At 37.5% G+C, this 25,062-nt stretch carries 23 protein-coding genes; 5 read left to right on the top strand and 18 right to left on the bottom strand.

Going from position 1 to position 25,062, the window contains the following annotated elements; translation table 11 throughout:
* Position 1: 1 nt before the first annotated feature.
* The 13 genes from FRX51_RS01700 to udk all read right to left on the bottom strand — a co-directional run bounded on the left by FRX51_RS01700 (position 2) and on the right by udk (position 13,545).
* The gene (locus tag FRX51_RS01700; RefSeq protein ID WP_146495291.1) at positions 2–526 is read right to left on the bottom strand and encodes a F0F1 ATP synthase subunit delta; all 525 of its coding nucleotides are present in this window, start codon (positions 524–526) and stop codon (positions 2–4) included.
* Between the two features lie 3 nt (positions 527–529).
* Positions 530–1,024, bottom strand: coding sequence for a F0F1 ATP synthase subunit B (gene atpF / locus FRX51_RS01695; protein WP_146495289.1), 495 nt, complete (start codon positions 1,022–1,024; stop codon positions 530–532).
* Positions 1,025–1,038: 14 nt separating this feature from the next.
* Complete coding sequence (gene atpB / locus FRX51_RS01690; RefSeq protein WP_146495287.1) at positions 1,039–1,752, bottom strand: F0F1 ATP synthase subunit A; 714 nt, start codon at positions 1,750–1,752, stop codon at positions 1,039–1,041.
* Between the two features lie 33 nt (positions 1,753–1,785).
* On the bottom strand, positions 1,786–1,986 hold the full coding sequence (locus FRX51_RS01685; RefSeq protein ID WP_146495285.1) for a F0F1 ATP synthase subunit C: 201 nt from the start codon (positions 1,984–1,986) through the stop codon (positions 1,786–1,788).
* A 191-nt stretch (positions 1,987–2,177) separates the two neighbouring features.
* The gene (locus tag FRX51_RS01680) at positions 2,178–3,194 is read right to left on the bottom strand and encodes a diacylglycerol kinase family lipid kinase (RefSeq protein WP_146495537.1); all 1,017 of its coding nucleotides are present in this window, start codon (positions 3,192–3,194) and stop codon (positions 2,178–2,180) included.
* A 4-nt stretch (positions 3,195–3,198) separates the two neighbouring features.
* Positions 3,199–5,157 (bottom strand): NAD-dependent DNA ligase LigA, encoded by a 1,959-nt coding sequence (ligA, locus tag FRX51_RS01675; RefSeq protein ID WP_146495283.1) that lies wholly within the window; start codon positions 5,155–5,157, stop codon positions 3,199–3,201.
* 106 nt (positions 5,158–5,263) lie between these two features.
* Positions 5,264–6,409 carry a mannitol-1-phosphate 5-dehydrogenase gene (locus tag FRX51_RS01670; protein ID WP_146495281.1) on the bottom strand — a complete coding sequence of 382 codons (1,146 nt, stop codon included), beginning with the start codon at positions 6,407–6,409 and terminating at the stop codon, positions 5,264–5,266.
* 27 nt (positions 6,410–6,436) lie between these two features.
* Positions 6,437–6,874: a PTS sugar transporter subunit IIA gene (locus tag FRX51_RS01665; protein WP_146495279.1), complete on the bottom strand. Its 438-nt coding sequence runs from the start codon at positions 6,872–6,874 to the stop codon at positions 6,437–6,439.
* A 1-nt stretch (position 6,875) separates the two neighbouring features.
* Positions 6,876–8,837: a BglG family transcription antiterminator gene (locus tag FRX51_RS01660; RefSeq protein WP_261379787.1), complete on the bottom strand. Its 1,962-nt coding sequence runs from the start codon at positions 8,835–8,837 to the stop codon at positions 6,876–6,878.
* An 18-nt stretch (positions 8,838–8,855) separates the two neighbouring features.
* Positions 8,856–10,598 (bottom strand): PTS mannitol-specific transporter subunit IIBC, encoded by a 1,743-nt coding sequence (locus FRX51_RS01655; protein WP_146495275.1) that lies wholly within the window; start codon positions 10,596–10,598, stop codon positions 8,856–8,858.
* Positions 10,599–10,746: 148 nt separating this feature from the next.
* Entirely contained in the window at positions 10,747–12,411 is a 1,665-nt protein-coding gene (gene dnaX, locus FRX51_RS01650) for a DNA polymerase III subunit gamma/tau (protein ID WP_146495273.1), read from the bottom strand.
* The gene (locus tag FRX51_RS01645) at positions 12,411–12,908 is read right to left on the bottom strand and encodes a GAF domain-containing protein (protein WP_146495271.1); all 498 of its coding nucleotides are present in this window, start codon (positions 12,906–12,908) and stop codon (positions 12,411–12,413) included. Before FRX51_RS01645 ends, dnaX begins: the two co-directional genes overlap by 1 nt.
* Positions 12,909–12,921: 13 nt before the next feature.
* Positions 12,922–13,545, bottom strand: coding sequence for a uridine kinase (gene udk / locus FRX51_RS01640; RefSeq protein WP_146495269.1), 624 nt, complete (start codon positions 13,543–13,545; stop codon positions 12,922–12,924).
* A 94-nt stretch (positions 13,546–13,639) separates the two neighbouring features.
* On the opposite strand from udk, the gene FRX51_RS01635 reads away from it, so the two are divergent.
* The gene (locus FRX51_RS01635; protein ID WP_146495267.1) at positions 13,640–14,722 is read left to right on the top strand and encodes a DEAD/DEAH box helicase; all 1,083 of its coding nucleotides are present in this window, start codon (positions 13,640–13,642) and stop codon (positions 14,720–14,722) included.
* Between the two features lie 33 nt (positions 14,723–14,755).
* Here the strand turns inward: FRX51_RS01635 and FRX51_RS01630 are convergent, their stop codons facing one another.
* From FRX51_RS01630 to FRX51_RS01615, 4 genes are all read right to left on the bottom strand, one after another.
* Positions 14,756–16,009, bottom strand: a complete 1,254-nt coding sequence (locus tag FRX51_RS01630) for a polysaccharide deacetylase family protein (protein ID WP_146495265.1) — start codon at positions 16,007–16,009, stop codon at positions 14,756–14,758.
* 70 nt (positions 16,010–16,079) lie between these two features.
* The gene (locus FRX51_RS01625; protein ID WP_146495263.1) at positions 16,080–17,507 is read right to left on the bottom strand and encodes an NADP-dependent glyceraldehyde-3-phosphate dehydrogenase; all 1,428 of its coding nucleotides are present in this window, start codon (positions 17,505–17,507) and stop codon (positions 16,080–16,082) included.
* 135 nt (positions 17,508–17,642) lie between these two features.
* Positions 17,643–19,376, bottom strand: a complete 1,734-nt coding sequence (gene ptsP, locus FRX51_RS01620; protein ID WP_146495261.1) for a phosphoenolpyruvate--protein phosphotransferase — start codon at positions 19,374–19,376, stop codon at positions 17,643–17,645.
* A gap of 5 nt (positions 19,377–19,381) precedes the next feature.
* Entirely contained in the window at positions 19,382–19,645 is a 264-nt protein-coding gene (locus tag FRX51_RS01615) for a phosphocarrier protein HPr (protein ID WP_146460337.1), read from the bottom strand.
* A 331-nt stretch (positions 19,646–19,976) separates the two neighbouring features.
* On the opposite strand from FRX51_RS01615, the gene nrdH reads away from it, so the two are divergent.
* The 4 genes from nrdH to nrdF are packed head-to-tail and all read left to right on the top strand — an operon-like array spanning position 19,977 to position 23,688.
* Positions 19,977–20,201, top strand: a complete 225-nt coding sequence (nrdH, locus tag FRX51_RS01610; protein WP_146495259.1) for a glutaredoxin-like protein NrdH — start codon at positions 19,977–19,979, stop codon at positions 20,199–20,201.
* Positions 20,201–20,566 carry a class Ib ribonucleoside-diphosphate reductase assembly flavoprotein NrdI gene (gene nrdI / locus FRX51_RS01605; RefSeq protein ID WP_146495257.1) on the top strand — a complete coding sequence of 122 codons (366 nt, stop codon included), beginning with the start codon at positions 20,201–20,203 and terminating at the stop codon, positions 20,564–20,566. Before nrdH ends, nrdI begins: the two co-directional genes overlap by 1 nt.
* Positions 20,556–22,715, top strand: coding sequence for a class 1b ribonucleoside-diphosphate reductase subunit alpha (gene nrdE / locus FRX51_RS01600; RefSeq protein ID WP_146495255.1), 2,160 nt, complete (start codon positions 20,556–20,558; stop codon positions 22,713–22,715). Before nrdI ends, nrdE begins: the two co-directional genes overlap by 11 nt.
* Positions 22,716–22,728: 13 nt before the next feature.
* Entirely contained in the window at positions 22,729–23,688 is a 960-nt protein-coding gene (gene nrdF / locus FRX51_RS01595) for a class 1b ribonucleoside-diphosphate reductase subunit beta (RefSeq protein ID WP_146495252.1), read from the top strand.
* Between the two features lie 74 nt (positions 23,689–23,762).
* Here the strand turns inward: nrdF and ftsY are convergent, their stop codons facing one another.
* Positions 23,763–25,061 (bottom strand): signal recognition particle-docking protein FtsY, encoded by a 1,299-nt coding sequence (gene ftsY / locus FRX51_RS01590; protein ID WP_146495250.1) that lies wholly within the window; start codon positions 25,059–25,061, stop codon positions 23,763–23,765.
* Position 25,062: the final 1 nt, after the last annotated feature.

Raw genomic sequence — 25,062 nt, 5'->3', positions numbered from 1 at the left:
TCTATTTTAAATTTAATTTAAAGTCTTGTAATTGACGACGAATACTAGTATCAAGTACCTTATTGTTAGCTGAAACAAGAAAACCAGCAATTAAGCTTGGATCAATGTGTTCAATCAACTGACGCGGTTCAAGATTAAATTTATTTTTAACCATCTTCAAAAGACGTTGCTTTTGTTCTTCAGATAAAGCTTGAGCACTGGTTAAATGAACATCAAAGCTACCTCTGATTTGACTAATTTTCGCAAGAGCCATTTCAAAAATTGGAAAAAGAAAGGCTTCTCGCTCATTTTGCAAAATTACCTCAAGAAAATTTTTCAGATAAACTGAACTAGACTCTTGAAATAACCTAACAAGTTTAATCTTAGCTTGTCGATCATAAGATTGATTTGCTAACAAGCTCGGTAATTGATGCTCTTGTCCTAGTTGGATAAAGGTCGATAGTTCTTGATCAAGCTGTGACAAGCAATTTTTTTCTGTTGCAACCTCGACGATACTTTTTGCATATTGCTCAATGACCTGTTTCATTCACTATTCTCCCAACTGCTCCAAGTATTGATCAATCAATTGACTTTGTTTTTGTTGATCTAATTGAGTCAACATCATTTTTTCAGCTAAAGCAACGGTTAAATCAGAGATTTCTCCCTTAATATCGGCCAAGGCTTCTGTTTTAGACTGAATAATATCCTGCTCGGCTTGTTCTTTCAGTTGCTTAGCATCTGCTTCTGCTTGCTCAATTATTTTAGCACCTTGAAGTGCACCAGTTTCCTTGGCACTATCAATAATTCGTCCTGCTTCTTGACGTGCAGTAGCTAATTCAGCTTGACGTTTATCTGCAAAAATCTCTGCCTGACGACGTGCCGTTTCCGCACCATCAATATCTTGAGCAATCTTTTCTTCACGTTCTTTAAAAACAGCAGTCAACTGTTGCCAAGAAAATTTCTTGATTAAAACGACTAATAGAAGAATGGAGCCCAGCGTAATGATGATGTTACCAAGACTGGTCGCATTAAACAATAACGACATAGTTTATTCCTTTCTTATTCTTCTTCTGAATTGATTTTATTTCCTAAATAAGTTGACGACAGAATGATAAAGACGTATGCTTGAATGCATGAGATAAAAATCGAAAATCCTGCCCACAGCATATTAAGAATAAAAGCAAAAGGTGCCAAAACAATACTTGCACTTGGCATTTGTAAGATTAGACTGGTCATGACTTCACCAACAAAAATATTACCAAACAAACGTAATGATAGAGACAAAATGCTAGTCACTTCTTCAAGAATATTCATCGGTAACATGGCTGGATGTGGTTGTGTAAAACCAGCTAAATAGCCCTTCAAGCCATTCTTTCGAATCCCTTCCACATGGCAAATTACTGCTATGATACCGGCAAGGGTCAAATCAACTGCAAAAACAGAAGTTGGCGAGGTCCATAAATTAAAATGTTCCGTTTCTAATTTAACTAGTAAGCCTAGATTATTGGCAACAATGAGAAACAAGAACAAGACAAAGAAGAAAAGACTATAATTATCTGTATATTTTCCCAGTTTAGGACTAATGGTTTCACGCACAAAATCATAAAGGTATTCTATGACATTTTGCTTACCCTTGGGTTTGATGGTCAATTTTCTAGTGGACCAAGCAACTAGACCAAAAACGACAAATACTGTCATTAAGGACATCGCAAGAATGGTCAAATCAAACTCAATACCAAACAAGGTCACACTGGGATTGGCTAATGTTTCCAATTGTTTCCCTCCTTGTTAATCTAAAAACTTGGTTTATTTGACCAAGAAAGTGAAGACAAAGAGAATGAAGAATGTTCCCTCGATAAAAGCAACGCCTAAAAACATTAAAGCACGAAGTTTGTCAAACATTTCAGGTTGACGAGCAGCGGCTTTGGCAACATTGGATACCAACAAGCCTTCACCGATACTAACACCAAGTACTGCAAGCCCTAAGGCTAAAATCGCTAGATTCATTATGAATCCTCCTTTAGATATAATATTTTTTACTCTTTAAGTCTAGTCCTATTTTTTAAAAATGTCAATCAAAATAGAGGAATAATTTCTTTTTTTCTTTGATATATTAAACCTTTACTGACCTTTGGAATCTCATTATTTTGATTATATAAATAGGAAAAGAACTGGAAATCTTCCAGTTCTTTTCCTATTTAATTGGACTCATTATTTATTTCTAAATCTTCTACTTCATGAGCAAATCTTTCAGCAATTTCTTTTAATTCTGGATCAAAGCTAAGTGCTGCATCAGAAATCTCGTCAGTATTAGCAAAAAAGCTGATATGATTTTTTAAATTTTTTAAGGTAATTGGTGCATCACCGCCATATTCACCATCTAAGTTAATCATCATCCGTCGTTCACTTTGAGGTTCAATTGTTAATTGACTGGTTTTGATATACTCCACTCGAGGATCTTCGATGTGTTTGCCACCTTGAATAACTAAACTAATCAATCGACTAATCTCTAAAAAATTATCTGTCTTAACCAAAATCAAGGTGAAATTGCCATCATCTAACTTGGCATCTGGAGCAATTTGTTCAAAACCACCAACTGAATTGGTTAGTGCAACAAAAATCATCGACACATCTCCTTCGAAGATGCCATCATCATAAGTGATTTTGACAGGAGCGTTGCTAATCTGTGGCAGCAGTTCTACTCCCTTTGCCAAATAGGCAAGATAGCCAAACATGGTTTTCATGTTACTCGGCACACTATAGGTTAATTCTGTTAAACTACCCGCAGCAGCAATATTGATAAAATAACTATCTTGATAAGCCAAGCCAATGTCTTGATAAACCAGTTGTTGTTTGCCAATAATTTTGGCAGCCTCAATTGGATTACTCCGAGGAATTTTAAGGGCACGCGCAAAATCATTAGTTGTCCCTGTAGGAATGATCGCCATTTGAGGTCGTTTATCCAGAGGGGCGATACCATTAACGACTTCATTGATCGTACCGTCTCCCCCTGCTGCAATAATCAAATCAAAGCCAGCTAGGGCTGCTCTGGTGGCTTCATCCATGGCTGAGTTGGCTTCTGCTGTCGTTTGAAAAGCGGATGCTTCATAACCAAAACTCTCTAAAATATGTAAAACATCTGCTACATGTTTTTTCATCATTTCCTGTCCCGAAACAGGATTGTAAATTAAACGTGCTCGCTTGGTTTCTTTTATCATATTATAAATCCTCTAACCATAATTCATCTTTAATGACTAGTCCTAACTCTTGCGCCTTGGTTAACTTACTACCAGCATCTTCTCCAGCTATGACTAGATTGGTTTTTTTAGAAACACTCCCTGTAACTTTGGCACCCAAGGCTTGTAGCTTATCTTTTGCTTCTTGTCGTGTTAAATTTTTGAGTTTACCTGTTAAAACAACTGTTTGACCAGATAATAACGCATCTTTGACAATCCCCTGTCCTTTGAATTGAAGATTAACTCCAGCTTGTTCTAGTTCCATCAATAACTGTTTAGCTCCTTGTCTTTCAAAATAAGAAACAAGAGCCTGTCCCACCGTTTGCCCTAATCCATCAATCTTCGCAATAGTGTCTTGGTCAGCACGACTAAGGCTTAATAGGTCACCAAAAACTTCTAGTAACTGATAGCTAACTTTACTGCCAACATGTCTAATGCCTAAACCAAACAATAGCTTCTCTGCTGAATTGGTTTTAGAGGCTTGAATGGCCTGATAAAGTTTCTCTGCCGACTTATCTTTTATTCCCTCTAAGCTCATCAAATCATCCACAGTTAATTGATAAAGATCAGCCACATCATGAACCAAGCCAGCTTGGAATAATTTGTTAATCACAGATGGTCCCATCCCTGCAATATTCATGGCTTGGCGACTAGCAAAATGAATGAAACGTTCCTTGATTTGACTTGGACAAAGAGGATTGATACAACGTAGAGCAACCTCATCTTCATAATGAATCAATCGACTTTCACAAGATGGACAGTAATCAGGAATAACTAATGGAGTTTGAGTCGTTCGCTTACTCATCACAACTTGTAAAACCGCAGGAATAATGTCACCTGCTTTATAAACCAAAACAGTATCGCCTAGACGAATATCCTTTTCTTTAATGTAGTCAACGTTATGTAAGGTCGCTCGACTAACTTTAGTTCCTGCCAAAGAAACTGGACTTAAATTAGCAGTCGGTGTCACAACCCCTGTGCGCCCAACAGTCCAATCGACACTTTCTAAAACAGCTTCTTTTTCTTCTGCTGGAAACTTATAGGCAACTGCCCAGCGAGGAGCCTTGACGGTAAAGCCCAGTTCTTCTTGTATCGTTAAGTCATTGACTTTAATCACAATGCCATCAATCTCATAGGGAAGTTGATCACGCTTTTGACCAATCTCTTGAATAAACTGCCAAATCTCATCCATAGAGTAAGACACTAAATAGTTTTGATTGACGGAAAAGCCATATTGAGCTAGTTTGGTTAAAACTGCTTCTTGACTTGATTGCTGACTTGGGCTAGCTTCTTGATACAAAAAACTAGCTAGTTGACGTTGAGCGACAATACTAGTATCCAACTGACGTAAGGTTCCTGCTGCTGCATTTCTAGGATTAGCAAATTCCTGTTCCCCTTGTTCACGTCGCTTAGCATTTAAGTTTTCAAAAGAAACCTTAGGAAGATAGGCTTCCCCACGAACTGTTAAATTAACTGGTTGAGGAAGTTTGAGAGGAATATCTTGGATACGACGTAAATTTTCCGTGATATTTTCCCCAATAGTACCATCTCCTCGAGTTGCCCCAACTTGTAGCACCCCCTCAACATAGGTTAGCGAAATGGACAAACCGTCAATTTTTAATTCAGCCAAGTAAACAACTTCAGGAAACTCCTTTTTGATCCGTTGATCAAAAGCATCTAATTCTTCTCTTGAAAAAGCATCTTGTAAGCTATACAAAGGGTATTCATGAGAATATTTTTCAAAGCCCGTCAAAATAGGCCCACCTACTCGATGAGTCGGGCTGTCTGAGCGTTGGTATTGAGGGTAAGCTGCTTCGAGTTCCACTAATTGACGATAAAGTTGATCATATTCATGATCTGAAATACTGGGCTTATCATCAGTGTAATATTCTTTAGCGTAGCGATTTAGTTGAGCTACCAAGTTTGCTATTTTTTTTTCCATAATGTTATTTTAACATAGAAAAAACTGGCAATCAAAAAACAAACGTTAGTTTATCGTCATAAAAGACAAACCATCGCCCTTCTATACGAAAGGACGATGATTAACGTTAATTAGCTTCTATTTTAGCAACAATTTCATCAAGTAACTCTTGATCTGCTAAATGAGTGACTTCCTTAACCACTTCTTTTAATGGTTTTTGAACAAGAAGGTTTTGCAATTGAACAGCTTGTTCATCAGTAGCATCAGTGTAAGTAAAGGTATAAGCCACCGTCTGTAATAATTGTTGATAAGACAATCCTCGTTCCTTGAGTTCGCGAATTGGACGAATAAAGCGTTCATCAAACCCAAGTTTTCGAATAGGAGTACGAGCCACTCGACTAATATCATCTACAATAAAAGGATTTTCGAACCGAGTTAGGATAACCTTGTGGTAGTCTGCTAAATCAGCTTCGTCAAACGCCCACTTAGCTACGAGTAAACTACGAATTTCTGACAAAACAGTTTCCACATTCGTTCTAACCATTTCATTTTTTAGGGCTTCTAAGATTGTCTTTGCTCCATAATAGGCACCTGTATAGGCTGCAGTTGCGTGGCCTGAATTAACAGAAAAAAGTTTTCGTTCAATAAATGGCTCTAAATCTGTCACATAATGAACATTCTCTAATTTTAAATCAGGATTTTTCATGTGATTCGTTTCTACTACCCATTCATTAAAAGGTTCTACAATCACAAATAATGGATCATCGTGGCTCTGAGCTGGAACGATGCGATCCACTGCTGAATTAGGAAAACCAATATAGTCTTTTGCAAAAGCCAACCCATCTTTTGATAAGTGTTTTTGCACTTCTTGATTTAGAAAATCGGACCCACCAATCATATTTTCACAAGCTAAAATATCTAAAGGTGTCGTATTTCCTATTGCTTGACGAGCCTCAATACCTTGTGCAATCAATTCAGCAATAAATGGCAAAATATTGGGGCCAATAGCTGTTGTGACAATTGATGCCTCCGCAATGGCAGCGACAACCTTTTCTGGATGTTTCGCATTATTGATACCACGCACACCAGACACTATAATATGGCGTTGCCCTTCTTCAGCAACTTCAATCTCATAAGTTCCACGCGCATTCAAGGCATCAATAATCTGTTCATTAACATCAACAAAAGCGATTTCAAAGCCGTTTTCAAACAAAATTTCACCAATAAAACCACGGCCAATATTACCTGCACCAAAATGAACTGCTTTTTTCATGTACTCCTCCTTTTTCTCGGTTATCCATTAAACAACACTATTAAGCAGCGCAATAACTTCATCTGCTGATTGTGCATCAGCTAGTTTTACGACATTATCGACATCTGCACAGAAAATAGAAATTTTTTGAATAATTTCCAAATGCTCATCTCCAAGTCCTGCAATACCAAAAAGAATAGTGGCAACTTGGGGATCATCTTCGGTACCAAAATCAACACCTGCTGGAACTTGAACAATCGTAATTCCTGATGAACGCACATCTTTTTTAGCCGCATCAGTTCCGTGAGGAATGGCAATAAAATTCCCCATATACACCGATAAGTCTTTATCACGCTGAATCATGGCTTCAATATAAGATTCATTAACATGACCTGCTTCGAAAAGTTGACGCCCACAGTAACGAATGGCTTCTTCTTTTGTTGCAAAGGCTTGATTTAATTTAACTAGTTGTTTTTGAAATTCCATTTTAATTCTCCAATTTCTTAATTTTTTCAGTAAATATCGTATTGAGTAACTGATAGATAATTTCTTGATTACCGGTACGGTAAATTTCTGTATAAAGATTGCTTTCTATTATAGATTGACTGATCGCAGTCATTAACTCTCGAATTTCTTCTTTTTCTCCCATTTTTGTTAACATGACTAAAATTCGTCGAACACTCTCATTTTGATAGTTCATCGAAACTGCAGGTACTGAGTCAGTTAAATCCGCAATCAGAAACTGACTTTCTGTCACCGTATGAGATTGGGTATGAATTAGAGCTAGATTGGTGTTTGGAATAGCCATTGGACTTAATTTAAAACGAGATAAAAGCTTATTAACGAGGTACTGACGATCGCCAACAAAATCCAAATCTTGCACAATTCTTTTAACAGATGATTCAAAATCTTTTGGGCTATCTAAAACAAACAGTTTGAAATGCTGTAATAATTGGCTAGAAGCTTCTAAATATTTTTGTAAATCATAGGCCTGTTGTGGAATAAGATCGTGACGTCTAGAAATTGTCCGATGTTCCTGAATATCTTGAAGTGTTTTTTGTAAAGAGAGAATTTCTTGAGTATTGGGAAATGTAGAAATTAACTCAATGTCATGATTTGGAAGTGGCTTTGTCGTCAACCAATAATCATACTGGTTTCTGTCGATTTGAGATAAACTTGTTGTGCTTTTGACATCAATCAATTCAACAAAAGGGGCAATATTTTTGATTTTGGAAACCAAGACACTGACTGTCAAGGGACGTTCGTCTGTTACAAGTAAAAGCCGAATAGGATAAATATCTGGACTTCTTCTTAAACTGGAAGTAAAATGCAAAGTCACCAACTCATATTCAAATTCATTTTGCAGAAAGTGTGGAAAAATATCCTGCATAACCAAACTAATCATATGATGTAAAAATTGATTTTGTTGGGTTTCTAAATAAGCGATAGGTAATCTCACTTGTTCAGGAAATAATATAGGAACAGCTAAACTTAGCCTTAGATGATTAAACAGTAATTTGAATAAAAGTTTATCTCGAAAAAAATCAATCTTTGTAAAACGTGAGACGGCATCAATTAGTTGAGACACGCTATAGTAAAACTCACTATCAAATTTTTCTCTAAATAAAGGTACCTCTTGACGTTTAATAATTAACTCGTCAAGTAAATTTGCAAAATAAATAATCTCTTGTAAATTGTAAAACTTCTTGGTAGCTTTAGCCAAATCAGCAAAAATTTTCTGTGAAAAATCCAGAGCTTCCTTAGACACATTGACAGCTGTCAACAGTTCTTTTTGATTATCTGCTAAGCCTAATAGAATAATCAAAAATTGTTTCAACTTAGGATCAATCTCCCCCAGAGCCTGTTGATGTCTTTCAAAAGTAAGACGCGCCTGCTGAATTTGATGACAATCCAAGATTGAAAATCGACTATAGTTATCTTGCCAAAAATCCTGAATAGAAATCGCATTACTAAGGAGAATGGCTAAACAACGCCGTTTTTGAATAGTTGCCCCTTTAATTTGATAGCCTTTTTTCCGATGGATAGAAAGTTCAAACTCTTTAAGTCGCTTTTCAATTTCTGATATATCTTGAATCACTGTCACATTAGAAACACCAAAAAAATCTTGAAGTTCTTCATTGATAATAGGAGCTGAACTCGTCAGCAAACGATAAGTGGTTAAGATTAACCGTTCATGGCTATCATAAACGTCTATTGCTTGTAAATCAGATAACCGACTAACGTCTCCTATCAGATGATATTTTTTTCCTTCCTTGACAATTTTAATGTCTTGACTGGCTAAGGTGTCAGTTAGCTCCGATAGCGTTCGATAAACGGTTCTTGAGGAAACTTGTAAAATATCTGAGATTTCTTTCAATGAAAGCTTCCCTACTTGGAGGAAAGCTTTCACTAGTTGTTCTTCTCTTTTGGTTAGTAACATATTGTTTATTATACTATTTTTATCAAATTATTTGTGCATTCGCTCAACAATTTTATCATATTCTGGTGTTGTTACTAAACTATCTACAACTAAAAGTTGAGCGTTTGGGGCAGCAGCTTGTACTTCTGACTGTTTAGCAATCGTTGTGACCACTAGAATATTTTTAGCATTATGCTCGTTTAATTCTCCATAAGGTACCGTAGCTACTGGAATTTGAATGCCTTTATTTTTGAAAATCGCTCGAAGAATTTCTTGTCCCATTGTGGCAGAACCTTGAGCCTTACCGTAAGCAAATACTACTTCATCGATATAATTTAAATCAACCTCTGATACTGACTCTACAGTGGTCACTTCATCTGTCATAAGATGCTGACCGGATAATTTTGCGATGATTTCATCATATTTTGGTGACGTTAGGAAGTTATCTACTGCCACATGAGCAGCACTTGGAGTTCGTTGTGCTGCACGAGCCGCCAATTCTTCTTGGGTAACGATGAGGACATTAGCTTCATCTGTTAAATTTGAAATAGCTTTATTGGTAACAGGAATCGTCAAGCCGGCTTTTTTGACTTTATCACGCAAGAGTGACGCTCCCATAGCTGAACTACCCATACCTGCATCGCAAGCAAAGATAATTTGTTTAACATTATCTGTTGAAATATCTGCTGAAATTGGTACTACTTGACCTTTAGCTTGAGCCTTAGCTGATTTTGTTGCTGCCTGAGCTTCAGCAAGTTTGTCATCATCTGATTTATCTGTTTTCAAAATAATTGAAGCAACTAAGAATGCCACAACTGCACCAACCAATACACCGGAAATAACTGAAAGATAGCTACCTTTTGCTGTCATTCCCAGAATGGCAATAATTGAACCTGGCGATGCAGCACCTGTCAAACCTGAACCCAATAGTTGATTCACAAAGGTACCAGACACCCCACCAGCAATAACAGCTAAAAACATCAAAGGTTTCATCATGACATAAGGGAAATAGATTTCATGAATCCCACCTAAGAAATGAATCACACTAGCTCCCCAAGATGATGATTTAGCAGATCCTTTACCAAATAGACCATAGGCAAGTAAGATACCTAAACCAGGACCAGGATTAGCCTCAATCAAAAAGAGAATAGATTTACCAGTTTTAGCTACTTGTTCTGCTCCCAATGGAGTGAAAATACCGTGGTTAATCGCATTATTCAAGAAGAGAATTTTTGCTGGCTCAACTAAAATATTAGCCAATGGTAGTAATTTTGCGTCAACAATAGCTTGTACGCCATTACCAATCCATTCAGTCAAGCTTGACACAATTGGCCCAACACCAAGATAAGCCAAAATAATTAAGACAAACCCAATCAAACCTGCTGAGAAATTGTTAACCAACATTTCAAATCCAGCACGGACTTTATGTTGGAAGCTCTCATCAAATTTTTTGATGCACCAACCACCAAGAGGTCCCATAATCATAGCACCAATAAACATTGGTACAGAAGCTCCTGCAATCGCTCCAAAAGTGGCAATGGCCCCTACAACTGCTCCACGTTGACCATGTACCATGTGGCCACCTGTATAACCAATTAAAAGTGGCAATAAATAAGTAATCGCTGGGCCAACCATAGCACCAAGTTGTTCATTTGGTACCCAACCTGTTGGAATGAACAGTGAAGTCAAAACACCCCAAGCAATAAAGGCCCCGATATTTGGCATCACCATGTTTGATAAGGACGTACCGAGTTTTTGAACTCGAACTTTAAAAGAAGATTGTGTTTCCATGTCTTCTCCTTTCTTTTTTCTTGATAATCTTATTATACCGAACCCTTGATGACAAGCAAACTCAAATCTTGTCACTTTTTTTATGACAAATTAAAAAGAAATAGTGTCATACACTATTTCTTTCATTTTATTAAAGCGAATCTTCTATCTAATCATCAGTCAGGGTAATCTTATCCTTTAGAAAGGCAAATTCATCTGGAACCGTAGGTGTTTCGTCAACTGATTCTGATTGGTCGTTCATTTTTTCTTGTCGGTGTTTCTGAGCAAATTCCTGTCGAATTTGATTAAAATCTGCTCGAGGAACCGCTAAAATTTGGGGAGAAAAGCCTGCCGCCTGACTCATAATATTACCAAACATCAAATTTAAGTCACTTCTTTTCATCACCTGTTCAGCATTGAATGCAGCGTCAAATGCTAAAATCGCATGGTCTGCATTGGCTAAAACAGGTTCAGAACCTAGTAACAGGGCACGTTCTTGAGCCGATAGACTCTCTAATATTTCCTGCCAAGCTCCCTTCAACGCTTCCAAATATTGACGCGATTGCTGACTATTTTCTACCGTTTCAGTCATAATCGTTATGATTTTAGTCTTATCAACCTTGAAAGTTGATAAAGGCAGTTTTTGTGGCGAAGGTGTACTAGTTTTCACTTGTCCTTTAGCAATGTCAACTTTCAACTGAGCTAGTTCTCGACGTAATTGTGTGACTTCTTCTTGAAGTTTTGAGAAGACTTCTTTTTTTTCTACACTAGGCAGTTCTTGAGCCAAACGAATGGTCATCATTTCAGCATAAATTTTGGGATGAGAACTGGTTTTTATCTGCTGCAAACTGTCAGTTACTTGTTCAATCATGGCAAACAACCGTTCGTTAGCTAATTGTAAATTAGTTTGAAATAACTCACTAACAACACCCAAATCCTGACCTTGTTTAATCAAGAGCAAATCTCTAAGATAGGCTAATAAATCCGTTGTTAGTCTAGTCATGCTCTTTCCTTGATTAAAAATGTCTTCTAGTCTTGATAGGGCTGTCAAGCTATCGTTTTGAGCTAAACTAGCTACATATTCATCAAGTGCCAAAAGAGAAATACTTCCTGTTATCTCCTCTGCAACAGGTAAGGTCAAGCCCTGACTATCACTCAAACTCAAGGCTTGATCCAAAATAGACAAGGCATCCCTCATACCACCTTCTGCTCTTTTAGCAATCATTTCAAGTGCCAAGGGGTCATACTCAAGGTTTTCCTTAGCCAAAATCATAGCCAAATGCTGGCTGATGTCCTGACTTTTGATTGACTTAAATTCAAAACGTTGAACACGCGATAAAATCGTCGCAGGAATCTTATGCAATTCAGTTGTTGCTAAAATAAACACCACTTGTTCAGTCGGCTCTTCCAAGGTTTTCAAAAGTGCATTGAAAGCACCTGTTGACAGCATGTGGACTTCATCAATGATATAAACCTTGTAACTAGCTCGACTAGGAGCATAGGTTGATTTATCTCGAATGTCACGAATTTCATCGACACCATTGTTTGAAGCAGCGTCAATTTCAATAACATCTTCCAAATTCCCTTTTGTAATATCTCGGCAAATATCACATTGATTACATGGCTCTCCCTCAATCTGATTTGGACAGTTCATCGCCTTGGCAAAAATCTTCGCAGCACTAGTTTTACCTGTTCCTCTTGGGCCAGAAAATAGATAGGCATGGCTGATTTTTCCAGTAGCAACAGCTTGCTTTAAGGCTGTTGATACAACTTCTTGCCCCACCATTTCAGCAAAGGTTTGGCTACGATATTTGCGATAAAGGGCTTGATACATTAAGCTTTTTCTCCAAACATTGCAAAATTCCACTCCGTTTTAGCCAAGAGAATGTCGATAAATTTTGCCAAATATTCTTGATCTACTTGATCATAATCTGCAATTTCGTGAGAATCTAAATCTAAAACACCTAATAACTGACCATCTTTGACCATAGGTAAAACAATCTCACTCATAGCCGCTGAATCACAAGCGATATAATTTTCATGCTCTTTCACGTTATCTACAATGAGCGTTTCTCTTTTTTCAGCAGACTCACCACAAACTCCCTTGCCCAGCGCAATACGAGTACAAGACACTTTGCCTTGGAAAGGTCCTAAAATCAATTCTTTGCCATCGTAAAGATAAAAACCAGTAAAAACAGAGTTAGGTAAAGTTTGCATTAACATGGCAGACGCATTTGATAAATTAGCAAGGACATTATTTTCTGTATCAAATAATAGGTTAGCTTGAGCTAAAAGCAGATCGTAATTTTCTTTTTTAACTTGATTTTCCATGTTCTCTCCCTTTTTATTCTGCAAGAATACTTGCAATTTTCGTATTGATCACATCAATAGCTACCACATTTGACACCCCTTCTGGAATGACAATATCTGCGTAGCGTTTGGTTGGCTCAATAAATTGATGATACATTGGTTTAACCACACCAGTATATTGCTCAATAATACTATCTAGACTTCTTCCACGTTCTTGCATGTCTCGCTTGATACGGCGAATAATACGAATGTCATCATCGGTATCAACAAATAATTTAATATCCATCAAATCACGCAGACGCTTATCTTCAAGTACTAGAATCCCTTCAACAATCAAGACATCTCTAGGTTCTTGACAATAGGTTTCTTCACTCCGAGTATGCTTGGTATAATCATAAATTGGAATATCTACTGATTCTCCCTGAGATAAAGCTGCTAAATGATCAATTAACAAATCCGTATCAAAAGCTAAAGGATGATCGTAATTCGTTTTAATTCTTTCTTCAAAGGTTAAATGACTTTGATCTTTATAATAAGAATCATGCTGAATCATAGCCACTTTAGCATCTGGAAAATTCTCTAAAATCGCATTAGAAACACTGGTTTTACCACCACCTGAACCACCTGTCACACCAATGATAATTGTCTTTTTTTTCATGTCTTCTCCATCTCTACACTAAAATCTTTCTCTCTATTTTATCAAAAATCATGATATAATAAAAGAAACAAAATAGAAAAATAAGGATTTTTACATGATTGATACTTTCCCACCTAGTTGGCAAAAGCAAATCCATTCACTCGGTTTCACTCAACTTACTCCTGTCCAAGAACAAGCTTTTTCCCCTATCCAAGAAGGACAAAATTTGTTGTTAGTTAGCCCGACTGGTACTGGCAAAACCTTGGCTTATTTATTGCCTAGTTTACTTAAATTACAGCCTAAAAAAAGCCAACAATTGTTGATTTTGGCTCCTAATACAGAACTAGCTGGACAGATTTTTGACGTAACTAAAACTTGGGCGGAACACCTCAACTTAACAACTCAACTCTTTATTTCAGGCTCTAGTCAGAAACGGCAGATTGAACGATTAAAAAAAGGACCAGAAATTCTTATTGGTACCCCTGGTCGCATTTTTGAGTTGATTAAATTGAAAAAGATTAAAATGATGTCAGTGGATACTATTATCTTAGATGAGTTTGACCAATTATTAGGCGATTCCCAAGAACATTTTGTTCAAAAAATTACGCATCATGTTCCGAAAACACACCAATTAGTTTATGTTAGTGCCACACAAGCTATTGAAGAAAGTAAGTTGGTTGAAAACACACTTACCTTAGATTTATCTCAACAAAAACTTAATACGATTGAGCATTATTACCTAAGCATAGAGAAACGACAACGTCTAGACATTCTCCGAAAATTTTCCAACATCCCGAATCTTCGTGGTTTAGTTTTTTTCAATAGTCTAGCAGATTTAGGAGCAGCTGAAGAACGTTTGCAATTCTCTAGAGCTAGTGTGGTATCACTTGCAAGTGACATCAACGTCAAATTCCGTAAGACCATTCTTGAAAAATTCAAAAATCATGAGATTTCTCTACTCTTTGCGACTGACTTGGTTAGTCGAGGAATTGATATTGACGCATTAGAATTAGTGATTAACTATGACGTTCCTAGACAAAAAGAAGATTACACTCATCGCTCAGGTCGAACAGGACGCATGGGGAAAAAAGGGATGGTCATTACCTTAATTAGTCATCCAGAAGACTTGAAAAAACTGAAGAAATTTACAAGGGTTCAAGAAGTGATTCTAAAAAATCAAGAATTACACATTAAATAAAAAACAATCATGACATGAAGTCATGATTGTTTTTTAATAACCGTATAGCTCACTAATTGTGACAAATTTATAACCTTGCTCTGTTAAATAATCTAAAACGGCAGGCAATGCTTCAATGGTCGTTTGGTGAATGTCATGCATCAAAATTACACTACCTGGTGCTAAGCCATTTTTTACATTTTCTAAAATCATGCTCGGATTGCGATTTTGCCAATCGTAAGTATCGATTGTCCACATCACTGGTGGAAGTTTCAAGGCTGCCTTAACCAGATCATTATCAGCCCCATAAGGCGGGCGGACGAGTTTAGTGCCCTCTCCGACAATATCTTTTACGGCATTACTGGTTTCATCTACAGAAGCCTTGATTTGCTCAAAGGTCATTTGGCTAAGATTGCTATGATCCCAACTGTGATTACCAATCTCATTGCCTAATTTTTTCATTCGTTTGAGAAGCTGTTCATTTCCAGCTATATTTTTACCGACAAGGAAAAAGGTCGCCTTAGCCTTGTATTTTTCTAAAAGATCTAAAGTTTTAGCTGTCAATTCAGCATTTGGTCCATCATCAAAGGTTAAAGCAACAATTTTTTCAGTAAATACTCTATTTTCTTTTTGATATTGTTGATAAGCTGCTAAATCTTTTTCATTTAGGTAATTGCTATTGATGACATCATAGAGATTTTTCAAAGGAATTTTAGTATCATTTGTCAAAATCAATTGCCCTTGCTGATAAGAAAATTCGTCTGTTTCCGAAATCTGCATGTCTTTTTCTGGATATAAAGTCGCTAATTCTTCATTTAAGCGCTCTAGTCCTTTATTACTATCTGTAAACAGTTGACCAATTTGGAACATCTCATGTTCACTATTTATTTGATAAGTTTCCAAGTTTTGTTCTTGACGATTTTTAACACCAAAAGCACCTATATCATAGCTCACCTGTTTAATAGTTAACTCTTTAACATTTTTTAATTGAGTCTCTTTAGCGACTGGGTAAACCAAAGTTAGCTTAGGATTTTTTTTGTCGTTTGGTAAAGTCTTCTGATCAAGCAAGAGAGTTTGATAAACAGAGGTTCCTTTTTTTGTTGGACTGAGATAATAAACTGGATTGATTTTGTCCTTATTTTGTTCAACAAGTTGAATGGGTAAACTTTTACTCGCTTCAGCTTTTTCCGTGTTAACGGCTTGGTTAATGGAATAATTAACCGTCCAAGTAAAAACAGCGTTCCATATTAGCAAACCAGCTAATAAACCTAAAGAACTCACAAGAGCCATATCCAAATATTTTTTCATCTACTTTTCCTTCTAAATATCCTCTTTATTCTTTTATTCGTCAAACTCCTTCCTTATGATAAACATTAGTTTATTGAATATCAAAAACGACTGATTTGACTTGAGTCATTGCTTCAATGGAATACTTGATTCCTTGTACACCTGCACCAGATTTTTTCGCCCCAAGGAATGGAAAATTATCTGTTCCACGTTGTGTTTTATTGTTAATATGAACTGTACCAACCTCAAGTTGTTCAGCAATCGCAAAGGCTTGAGGGTAGTTTTGAGTAAAGACAGAAGCTTGTAACCCATATTCTGACTCATTTGATAAAGCAATAGCCTCTTCAACAGTTGATACACGAATGATTGGTAATACTGGCCCAAAAGGCTCTTCCCAAGCCAAACGCATTTCTCTTGTAACGTTATCAAACAAAACTGGCGTAATCAAATTACCTTCACGTTTAAATTCAGTGAGAGCCTTAGCTCCTTTATTGGCTGCACCTTCAACTAAACCTTGAATAAAGTCAGCAGAAGCCGTATCAATCAATGGTGTGATGTCTGCATCTTCTTCCGGCATCCCCACACTTAATTGTTCCACTTCTGTTTTAATTAGAGAAGCTAACTGGTCAGCCACACTGTCTATAACCATAACACGTTTAACTGCTGTACAACGTTGACCAGAATAACCAAAAGCACCTGAAACAATGTGCTTAGCTGCTAATTCCAAGTCGGCATCTTCTAAAACAATGGCAGAGTCTTTACCACCTAATTCAAGCATGATTGGACGCATACCTGCCAAACGACCAATTCGCTCACCAACTGGGGTAGATCCTGTAAAGTTAATAAAATTAACTGCTGGGTGTTCAACAATATAATCACCTATTTCTGACCCACGACCTGTGATGGTGTTAAATACACCTGCTGGTAAACCAGCTTCAACAAATGCTTCAGCTAGAAGAAGACCTGAAATAGAGCCTTGTGTTGGTGGTTTGAACATTACCACATTTCCAGCAATCAAAGCCGGTGCAATTTTGGAACCAGCCAAATTAACAGGATAATTAAACGGTGAGATGGCTAAGACAAGACCAACCGGTTCACGACGAACCATAGCAATTTTTTTCTTACTTGCTGCTTCAAAACTACCGCCTTCCAAGACTTCGCCAGATAGACGAACACCTTCTTCTGCGGCATAACGAATAATATCAGCCGTACGTACTACCTCACTGATAGCTGCCTTGTAGCCTTTAGCGACTTCTTTAGATAAGATTGCACCAATCTTTTCTTGATCACGAACCAAAATATCTGCTACTTTATGAAGGTAGGCTGCTCGTTCAACATAAGATAAACTACGCCAAGCTGGTAGTGCTTCACGAGCTGCTGCCATGGCTTGATCTACTTCTGTCTGGCTCATGGCAGGAACTGTACCTAGAGATTCATTGGTTGCTGGAGCAAAAATCTCAATTTCATTTTCAGAAAGTTTCCACTCGCCATTGACATAATTTTTATATTGTTTTGACATCATTGTCTCCTTTTAGTCATACTACTATCATTATAAAACTTTTTTGATTTGTTTTCAAAAAATAAAATTATGTTTCCTATTTAATGTAAAAAAGTTTAGTTCTAAATTGAGAACTAAACTTTTATAAATTTAAGACTAGTCAAAATTGACATATTCTTTTTCCAAAGCAAGTACTTCTTCTGCTGTTGAACATTCAGTCAAAGCACGACGAGCATATTCTTGCATTTTGCTTGTATCAAGTTTCTTCATCAAGCTACGTGTACGAAGAACAGAAGTTGCACTCATAGAGAATTCATCTAATCCCATACCAACAAGAAGTGGAACAGCTTGTTGATCACCTGCCATCTCACCACACATACCTGCCCATTTACCTTCAGCGTGAGCTGCCTTGATGACATTGTCAATCAAACGAAGAATTGATGGGTTGTAAGGTTGGTATAGATAAGATACTTGTTCATTCATACGGTCAGCAGCCATAGTGTATTGAATCAAGTCGTTTGTTCCGATTGAGAAGAAATCAACTTCTTTAGCGAATTGATCAGCTAGCATTGCTGCTGCTGGAATCTCAATCATGATACCAACTTGAATATCATCAGCAACTGCCACACCTTCTGCTAGCAAGTTAGCTTTTTCTTCATCAAATACTGCCTTAGCCGCACGGAATTCTTTCAGTAAAGCAACCATTGGGAACATGATGCGTAGTTGACCGTGAACTGAGGCACGAAGAAGGGCACGAATTTGCGTACGGAACATAGCATCGCCCGTTTCAGAAATAGAGATACGAAGGGCACGGAAACCAAGGAATGGGTTCATTTCTTTTGGCAGGTCGAAGTAAGGTAATTCCTTATCACCACCAATATCCATGGTACGAACAACGACAGGTTTACCATTCATGCCTTCAAGTACAGCCTTATAAGCCTCATATTGCTCATCTTCTGATGGGAAATCTTGAGAATCCATGTATAAGAATTCTGTACGGTAAAGACCAACAGCTTCTGCACCATTATCATTGACACCTTCAACGTCTTTTGGTGTACCGATATTTGCTGCCAACTCGAAGTGCTTACCATCAGCAGTAACCGTTTGAGCGTCTTTCAAAAGAGCCCACTCTGCTTTTTGTTTAGCATAGGCTTCACCAGCAGCTCTAAAGTCAGCGATTTCTTGTTCACTTGGATTGATAACCACTTCACCAGTGATACCATTAACCGCCAAAACATCACCATCTTTAACGAGTTCAGTAATATTGTTAGTTCCTAGTACCGCTGCAATTTCAAGTGTACGAGCCATGATCGCAGAGTGACTTGTACGTCCACCAATATTGGTTACAAAGGCTTTAACAAATTTCTTATCAAGCTGAGCTGTATCTGATGGCGTCAAGTCATGAGCGATAACAATCGATTCTTCAGCAATTGTTGCTGGATTTGGTAATTTAACACCAAGAAGATGTGAAAGAACACGTTTTGCCACATCACGAATATCTGCAGCACGTTCTTGCATGTATGGGTTGTCTTCCATACCTTCAAAAATCATGATGAACATGTCCGTCACTTCTTTTAGACCTGCTTCTGCATTAACTTGCTTAGCACGAATCGTTTCTTTAATCTGACCAATCATTTCTGGGTCAGCAAGAACCATCAGGTGAGCATCGAAAACTGCTGCCGCTTCTTCTCCTAGGCTATCTACTGCTTTTTCACGGATAAGAGAAAGCTCGTTTTGTGAAGCTTCAAGAGCTGCATCTAAACGAGCCTCCTCTGCACTTGTATCTGAAACAGTTACTGTTTCAAATGATAAATCCGGTTGAACCAGTAAATATGCCTTAGCAACAGCAACACCATCAGAGGCAGCAATTCCTTTTAGCATATTTGTCATTTTGATTATACCAAACCTTCTTTTGTCATTGTTTCTTCGATAGCAACAAGAGCTTCATCAGCATCTGCACCTTCAGCTGAAATTGTTACATCTGCACCTTGACCAACACCAAGACTCATAACACCCATGATTGATTTAAGGTTTACTGCTTTACCTTTGTAATCAAGTGTAATATCTGAAGCAAATTTGCTAGCTGCTTGAACAAGCAAAGTTGCTGGACGAGCGTGAATACCTGTTTCTGCCACAATGTGGAAATCTTTTGAAGCCATAATGGTTCTCCTTTAATTATTACTAAAATTTCAGATTATCTATGATAACCCTTACAAAAAAATTATAGCACATTGCTATTTTTTTATCAAGTAGAAAAAGCAAATTATCACCTTAAAATGAAATATTTTCCATTCTTTTACAAGGTGCTTTTTCAAAAATCACAATCTTTGCTAGCAATAAGCATAGCAACGATAAAACACTATATCTTGTGCCTGTTTATCTATCCAACCACAAGATAAGCCAAAACATTAGTTTTCCTAGTTGATTTTTATTTTTTTTTTAGGTATGATATTAAAGTGCTATCACACCTAACAGAAAGGAATCAATAACATGGCTAAAATTACTGTTTTCTCTAAAAACAATTGCATGCAATGTAAAATGACCAAACGTTTTCTTGAAGAAGCTGGAGCTGATTTTGAAGAAATCAATATTGAAGAACATCCTGAGAAAGTTGACTATGTCAAAAGTCTAGGTTTTACTGCTGCTCCTGTAATCGAATCTGGAGATGTTGTTTTTTCTGGTTTCCAACCTGAAAAATTAAAAACTCTACTATGATGCAGTTAGTCTTTTATTCACTGACAGGCCAGTGCCAACGTTTCGTCAAAAAGCTAGGCTTGGAGCAAGTTGCTCTTGAATTAAGTGTAACCACTCCTCTTCCTACTGTTGATACTCCCTTTATTCTTTTAGTTCCTAGTTATGACCAGGGAGATGTTGAAGTGGTTGATGAGTTTTTAGCTGACAATCATCTTCATTGCAAAGGAGTTATTGGTTCTGGTAATCGTAATTTCGGTCCCAATTTTTGTAAAACTGCCCGACGCTATGCTCAAACCTATCAACTACCGCTTTTATACGAATTTGAATTTAATGGTACCGAGCAAGATGTCGATTATGTAAAAGGAATATTATCCCATGAGTCTTAAAAACCTTACTGATGTTTCTTATTTTCGATTAAATAATGAAATCAATCGTCCAATCAATGGACAAATCCCCCTCCACAAAGATAAGGAAGCCTTGAAGGCATTTTTCAAGGAAAATGTTCTACCAAATACCATGACTTTTGCAAGCATGACTGAGAAAATTACTTATCTTTTAGCACATGATTACCTTGAAGAAGGCTTTATCAAAAAATATCAGCCTGAGTTTATTGAAAAGCTCGCTCAAGAATTGAAAGAACAAAACTTCCGCTTCCAGTCCTTTATGGCAGCCTATAAGTTTTATCAACAGTATGCTTTAAAAACAAATGATGGTGATTATTATTTAGAAAGCATTGAAGACCGTGTGCTTTTCAATGCCCTTTATTTTGCTGATGGACAAGAAGAGTTAGCTCGTGACTTGGCAATGGAAATGATTCATCAACGTTATCAACCGGCAACACCAAGTTTTTTGAATGCTGGCCGTAGTCGCCGTGGTGAATTGGTGTCTTGTTTCTTGATTCAAGTCACGGATGACATGAACTCAATTGGACGTTCAATCAATTCAGCTCTACAACTTTCTCGTATTGGTGGTGGGGTTGGAATTTCTCTTAGCAATCTTCGTGAAGCTGGTGCGCCAATCAAAGGATTTGCTGGTGCAGCTAGTGGTGTCGTTCCAGTCATGAAATTGTTTGAAGATAGTTTTTCTTACTCTAATCAACTGGGGCAACGTCAAGGGGCTGGTGTTGTCTATCTCGATGTCTTTCATCCAGACATTCTTAATTTCCTTTCAACCAAAAAGGAAAATGCTGACGAAAAAATTCGTGTTAAAACATTATCTTTGGGCATTACTGTCCCAGATAAATTTTACGAATTAGCTCGTAAAAATGAAGAAATGTATCTATTTAGTCCTTATTCTATTGAACGTGAATATGGGGTGCCATATAGCTACATTGACATCACAGAAAAGTATGATGAATTAGTTGCCAATCCTAAGATTAACAAGACGAAAATCAAGGCGCGTGATTTGGAAACTGAGATTTCTAAACTACAACAAGAATCTGGCTATCCTTATATCATCAATATTGATACTGCCAACAAGACCAGTGCTATTGACGGTAAAATCATTATGAGTAATCTCTGCTCAGAGATTTTGCAGGTGCAAACACCTAGCCAGATTAACGATTCCCAAGAATTTGTCAAAATGGGAACTGATATTTCATGTAACCTTGGTTCAACCAATGTCTTAAATCTAATGACATCTTCTGATTTTGGTCGCTCAGTACGTACCATGACTCGCGCCTTGACCTTTGTTACTGACGCATCAAGTATCGAAGCCGTGCCAACTATTAAACATGGTAATGAACAAGCCCATACCATTGGTTTAGGTGCAATGGGGCTACATAGTTATTTTGCCCAACACCACATGGAATATGGTAGCCCAGAATCAATTGAATTTACCCATATTTATTTCATGTTATTGAATTATTGGACCTTAGTTGAGTCTAATGCCATTGCCAAGGAACGTGGCCTTACTTTCAATAATTTTGAGCAATCGGCTTACGCTGACGGTAGTTATTTTGATAAATATATCACTGGTCAATTTGTGCCAAAATCTGACCAAGTTAAAGAACTCTTTTCTGGTCACTTTATCCCACAGGCTGAAGATTGGCAGGCACTGAAAAAAGCGATTATGGCTGACGGTCTCTATCATCAAAATCGTTTAGCTGTGGCTCCTAATGGCTCAATCAGCTATATCAATGATTGTTCTGCGTCTATTCATCCGATTACGCAACGTATTGAAGAACGTCAAGAAAAGAAAATTGGTAAAATCTACTATCCTGCTAGCGGGCTTTCAACCGATACCATTCCTTATTACACGTCTGCTTACGATATGGACATGCGTAAAGTGATTGATGTCTATGCTGCTGCTACAGAGCATGTGGACCAAGGTCTTTCGATGACACTCTTTATGCGGAGCGAAATTCCACTTGACCTTTATGAATGGAAAACAGAAACCAAACAGACCACTCGTGATCTTTCTATTCTCCGTCATTACGCGTTTAATAAGGGAATTAAATCGATTTACTATATTAGAACCTTCACAGACGATGGCGAAGAAGTCGGATCGAACCAATGTGAAAGTTGTGTCATTTAAAAAGGAGTTTGTCATGAGCTATTATAATGCAATTAACTGGAATGAGATTGAAGATTCGGTTGATAAATCAACTTGGGAAAAATTAACCGAGCAATTTTGGTTGGATACACGAATTCCTTTATCAAATGACCTGGATGATTGGCGTAAACTGTCGGCGGTTGAAAAAGATTTAGTTGGAAAAGTTTTTGGTGGCTTGACCCTTCTTGATACGGTTCAATCTGAAAGTGGTATGTCTGCCCTAAAAAAAGATGTCAGAACCCCACATGAAGAGGCTGTGCTTAATAACATCGAATTTATGGAGTCTGTCCATGCCAAGTCCTACTCGTCTATCTTCTCAACCCTTAACACCAAGTCAGAAATTGAAGAGATCTTTGCTTGGGTAGCTGAAAATCCCTTCTTACAGAAAAAGGCTGAGATTGTCAATGAGATTTACAAAAATGGCAGTCCTTTGGAGAAAAAAGTTGCCAGTGTTTTCCTAGAAACCTTCCTTTTCTACTCAGGATTTTTCACCCCCTTATATTATCTCGGAAATAATAAATTACCCAATGTGGCTGAGATTATCAAGCTAATTATCCGTGATGAATCTGTTCACGGAACTTACATCGGTTATAAATTCCAACTTGGTTTCAATGAATTAAGCGAATCAGAACAAGAAAATCTGAAAAATTGGATGTATGACTTGCTTTATACCCTTTATGAAAATGAGGCAAATTATACCGAGTACCTTTACGATGCTGTTGGCTGGACTGAAGAAGTTAAAACGTTCTTGCGTTACAATGCCAATAAAGCTCTCATGAATCTGGGACAAGAACCTCTCTTTCCAGACACAGCTAATGATGTCAATCCGATTGTTATGAATGGTATCTCAACAGGAACCAGTAACCATGATTTCTTTAGTCAAGTCGGCAATGGCTACTTGCTAGGAACGGTGGAAGCTATGAAAGATGAAGATTATTTGATTGGATTAGATTAAAATTAAAAAGAGCCAACAAAGGCTCTTTTCTTCTCTAAACAATAAAACTCCTTGAATCATTCAAGGAGTTTTATTTATACTAAGCCTGCAAGCAGACCTCTCACAAATTCTTCTGAATTAAATTGACCAATGTCATCAATTTTTTCGCCAAAACCAATAAATTTAACTGGAATGTCTAATTCTTCGCGAATAGCCAAGACCACACCCCCTCGGGCTGTTCCATCTAACTTGGTTAAAATCAAACCAGTCAAAGGTGTCATTTTTGAAAATTCCTTGGCTTGACTCAGAGCGTTTTGACCTGTTGACGCATCCAGTGCTAAAAGGGTTTCATGTGGGGCATCTGGAAGAACACGTTTAATAATTCGTCCCATTTTTTCCAATTCTGCCATCAGATTATCCTTGTTTTGTAAGCGTCCTGCAGTATCAATCAATAAAATATCAACGTCTTGGTCAATGGCTTGTTCCATACCATCATAAACCACACTAGCTGGATCTGATTTTTCTTTTCCTGTCACCACTGGAACATTAACACGTTTGCCCCATTCTACTAGTTGGGCAACTGCACCTGCACGGAAGGTATCGGCTGCCACCAACATGACTTTTTTACCTTCTTGTTGGTATTTATAGGCTAATTTACCTATCGAGGTCGTCTTTCCGACCCCATTCACCCCAACAAACATCATGACGGTTAAGCCTTCTTGCAAGTTGATTTTTTCCTTAAATTGCCCATTTTTTTCATAGATATCAACCAACTTTTCAATAATGACACGTCGTAAAGCTTCTGGTTTCTTGGCCTTTTCCAATTTAGCTTCAAAGCGTAGTTCTTCTACTAGATTAGTCGCTACTTTTACCCCAACATCTGAAAGAATTAAGAGTTCTTCTAGTTCCTCAAAAAATTCCTCATCTACCTGACGAAATTGGGCAAAAAAACTATTTAATTTTGCTCCAAAACCAGTCCTAGTCTTAGCTAGAGTTCGCTCATACTTTTGACTTTCTGTTTCAGGTTCGGTCATTGTCAATGACGATGACGATTCTTCTTCACTAGATTGAACATCTTCTACTACATCAAGTGCTGCCTGATTATTCGTAGCCCTTCTTGAGCTTAGTTCATCTTCAACCATCTCTATTGCTTCTTGAGATGAATTTTCCTGCTCAGATAATGTGCTTACTTCTGTTACTAGACTATCGGTGTCGCCTTGAGTTTGTTCTTGCTCTTTTTCTGCAAATTCTTGACGCAGACGAGCCAACTTGGCCATGACATCTTCTGTTTCCACTGGTGTTTCTGCTACAACACTCTCCTCTTGGATAGTTTCGTCCATGTTTGGCACGTCTTCTTGATGACTGCTACCAAATAATCGATCAAATAATCCCATT

The sequence above is a fragment of the Streptococcus sp. sy010 genome, from assembly GCF_007859175.1.
Taxonomy (GTDB): domain Bacteria; phylum Bacillota; class Bacilli; order Lactobacillales; family Streptococcaceae; genus Streptococcus.
The sequence above is the reverse complement of the archived record's forward strand: the minus strand, read 5'-3'. Positions and strand labels throughout refer to the sequence as shown.

What these genes read in the sequence shown, in the direction of transcription:
- ptsP (WP_146495261.1), bottom strand. Translation starts at nt 19,376, where the DNA reads ATGACAAATATGCTAAAAGGAATTGCTGCCTCTGATGGTGTTGCTGTT.
- FRX51_RS01625 (WP_146495263.1), bottom strand. Translation starts at nt 17,507, where the DNA reads ATGTCAAAACAATATAAAAATTATGTCAATGGCGAGTGGAAACTTTCT.
- FRX51_RS01635 (WP_146495267.1), top strand. Translation starts at nt 13,640, where the DNA reads ATGATTGATACTTTCCCACCTAGTTGGCAAAAGCAAATCCATTCACTC.
- FRX51_RS01645 (WP_146495271.1), bottom strand. Translation starts at nt 12,908, where the DNA reads ATGGAAAATCAAGTTAAAAAAGAAAATTACGATCTGCTTTTAGCTCAA.
- FRX51_RS01655 (WP_146495275.1), bottom strand. Translation starts at nt 10,598, where the DNA reads ATGGAAACACAATCTTCTTTTAAAGTTCGAGTTCAAAAACTCGGTACG.
- nrdI (WP_146495257.1), top strand. Translation starts at nt 20,201, where the DNA reads ATGCAGTTAGTCTTTTATTCACTGACAGGCCAGTGCCAACGTTTCGTC.
- FRX51_RS01630 (WP_146495265.1), bottom strand. Translation starts at nt 16,009, where the DNA reads ATGAAAAAATATTTGGATATGGCTCTTGTGAGTTCTTTAGGTTTATTA.
- nrdH (WP_146495259.1), top strand. Translation starts at nt 19,977, where the DNA reads ATGGCTAAAATTACTGTTTTCTCTAAAAACAATTGCATGCAATGTAAA.
- nrdE (WP_146495255.1), top strand. Translation starts at nt 20,556, where the DNA reads ATGAGTCTTAAAAACCTTACTGATGTTTCTTATTTTCGATTAAATAAT.
- ligA (WP_146495283.1), bottom strand. Translation starts at nt 5,157, where the DNA reads ATGGAAAAAAAAATAGCAAACTTGGTAGCTCAACTAAATCGCTACGCT.
- FRX51_RS01700 (WP_146495291.1), bottom strand. Translation starts at nt 526, where the DNA reads ATGAAACAGGTCATTGAGCAATATGCAAAAAGTATCGTCGAGGTTGCA.
- atpF (WP_146495289.1), bottom strand. Translation starts at nt 1,024, where the DNA reads ATGTCGTTATTGTTTAATGCGACCAGTCTTGGTAACATCATCATTACG.
- nrdF (WP_146495252.1), top strand. Translation starts at nt 22,729, where the DNA reads ATGAGCTATTATAATGCAATTAACTGGAATGAGATTGAAGATTCGGTT.
- dnaX (WP_146495273.1), bottom strand. Translation starts at nt 12,411, where the DNA reads ATGTATCAAGCCCTTTATCGCAAATATCGTAGCCAAACCTTTGCTGAA.
- udk (WP_146495269.1), bottom strand. Translation starts at nt 13,545, where the DNA reads ATGAAAAAAAAGACAATTATCATTGGTGTGACAGGTGGTTCAGGTGGT.
- ftsY (WP_146495250.1), bottom strand. Translation starts at nt 25,061, where the DNA reads ATGGGATTATTTGATCGATTATTTGGTAGCAGTCATCAAGAAGACGTG.
- FRX51_RS01615 (WP_146460337.1), bottom strand. Translation starts at nt 19,645, where the DNA reads ATGGCTTCAAAAGATTTCCACATTGTGGCAGAAACAGGTATTCACGCT.
- FRX51_RS01665 (WP_146495279.1), bottom strand. Translation starts at nt 6,874, where the DNA reads ATGGAATTTCAAAAACAACTAGTTAAATTAAATCAAGCCTTTGCAACA.
- FRX51_RS01670 (WP_146495281.1), bottom strand. Translation starts at nt 6,409, where the DNA reads ATGAAAAAAGCAGTTCATTTTGGTGCAGGTAATATTGGCCGTGGTTTT.
- FRX51_RS01685 (WP_146495285.1), bottom strand. Translation starts at nt 1,986, where the DNA reads ATGAATCTAGCGATTTTAGCCTTAGGGCTTGCAGTACTTGGTGTTAGT.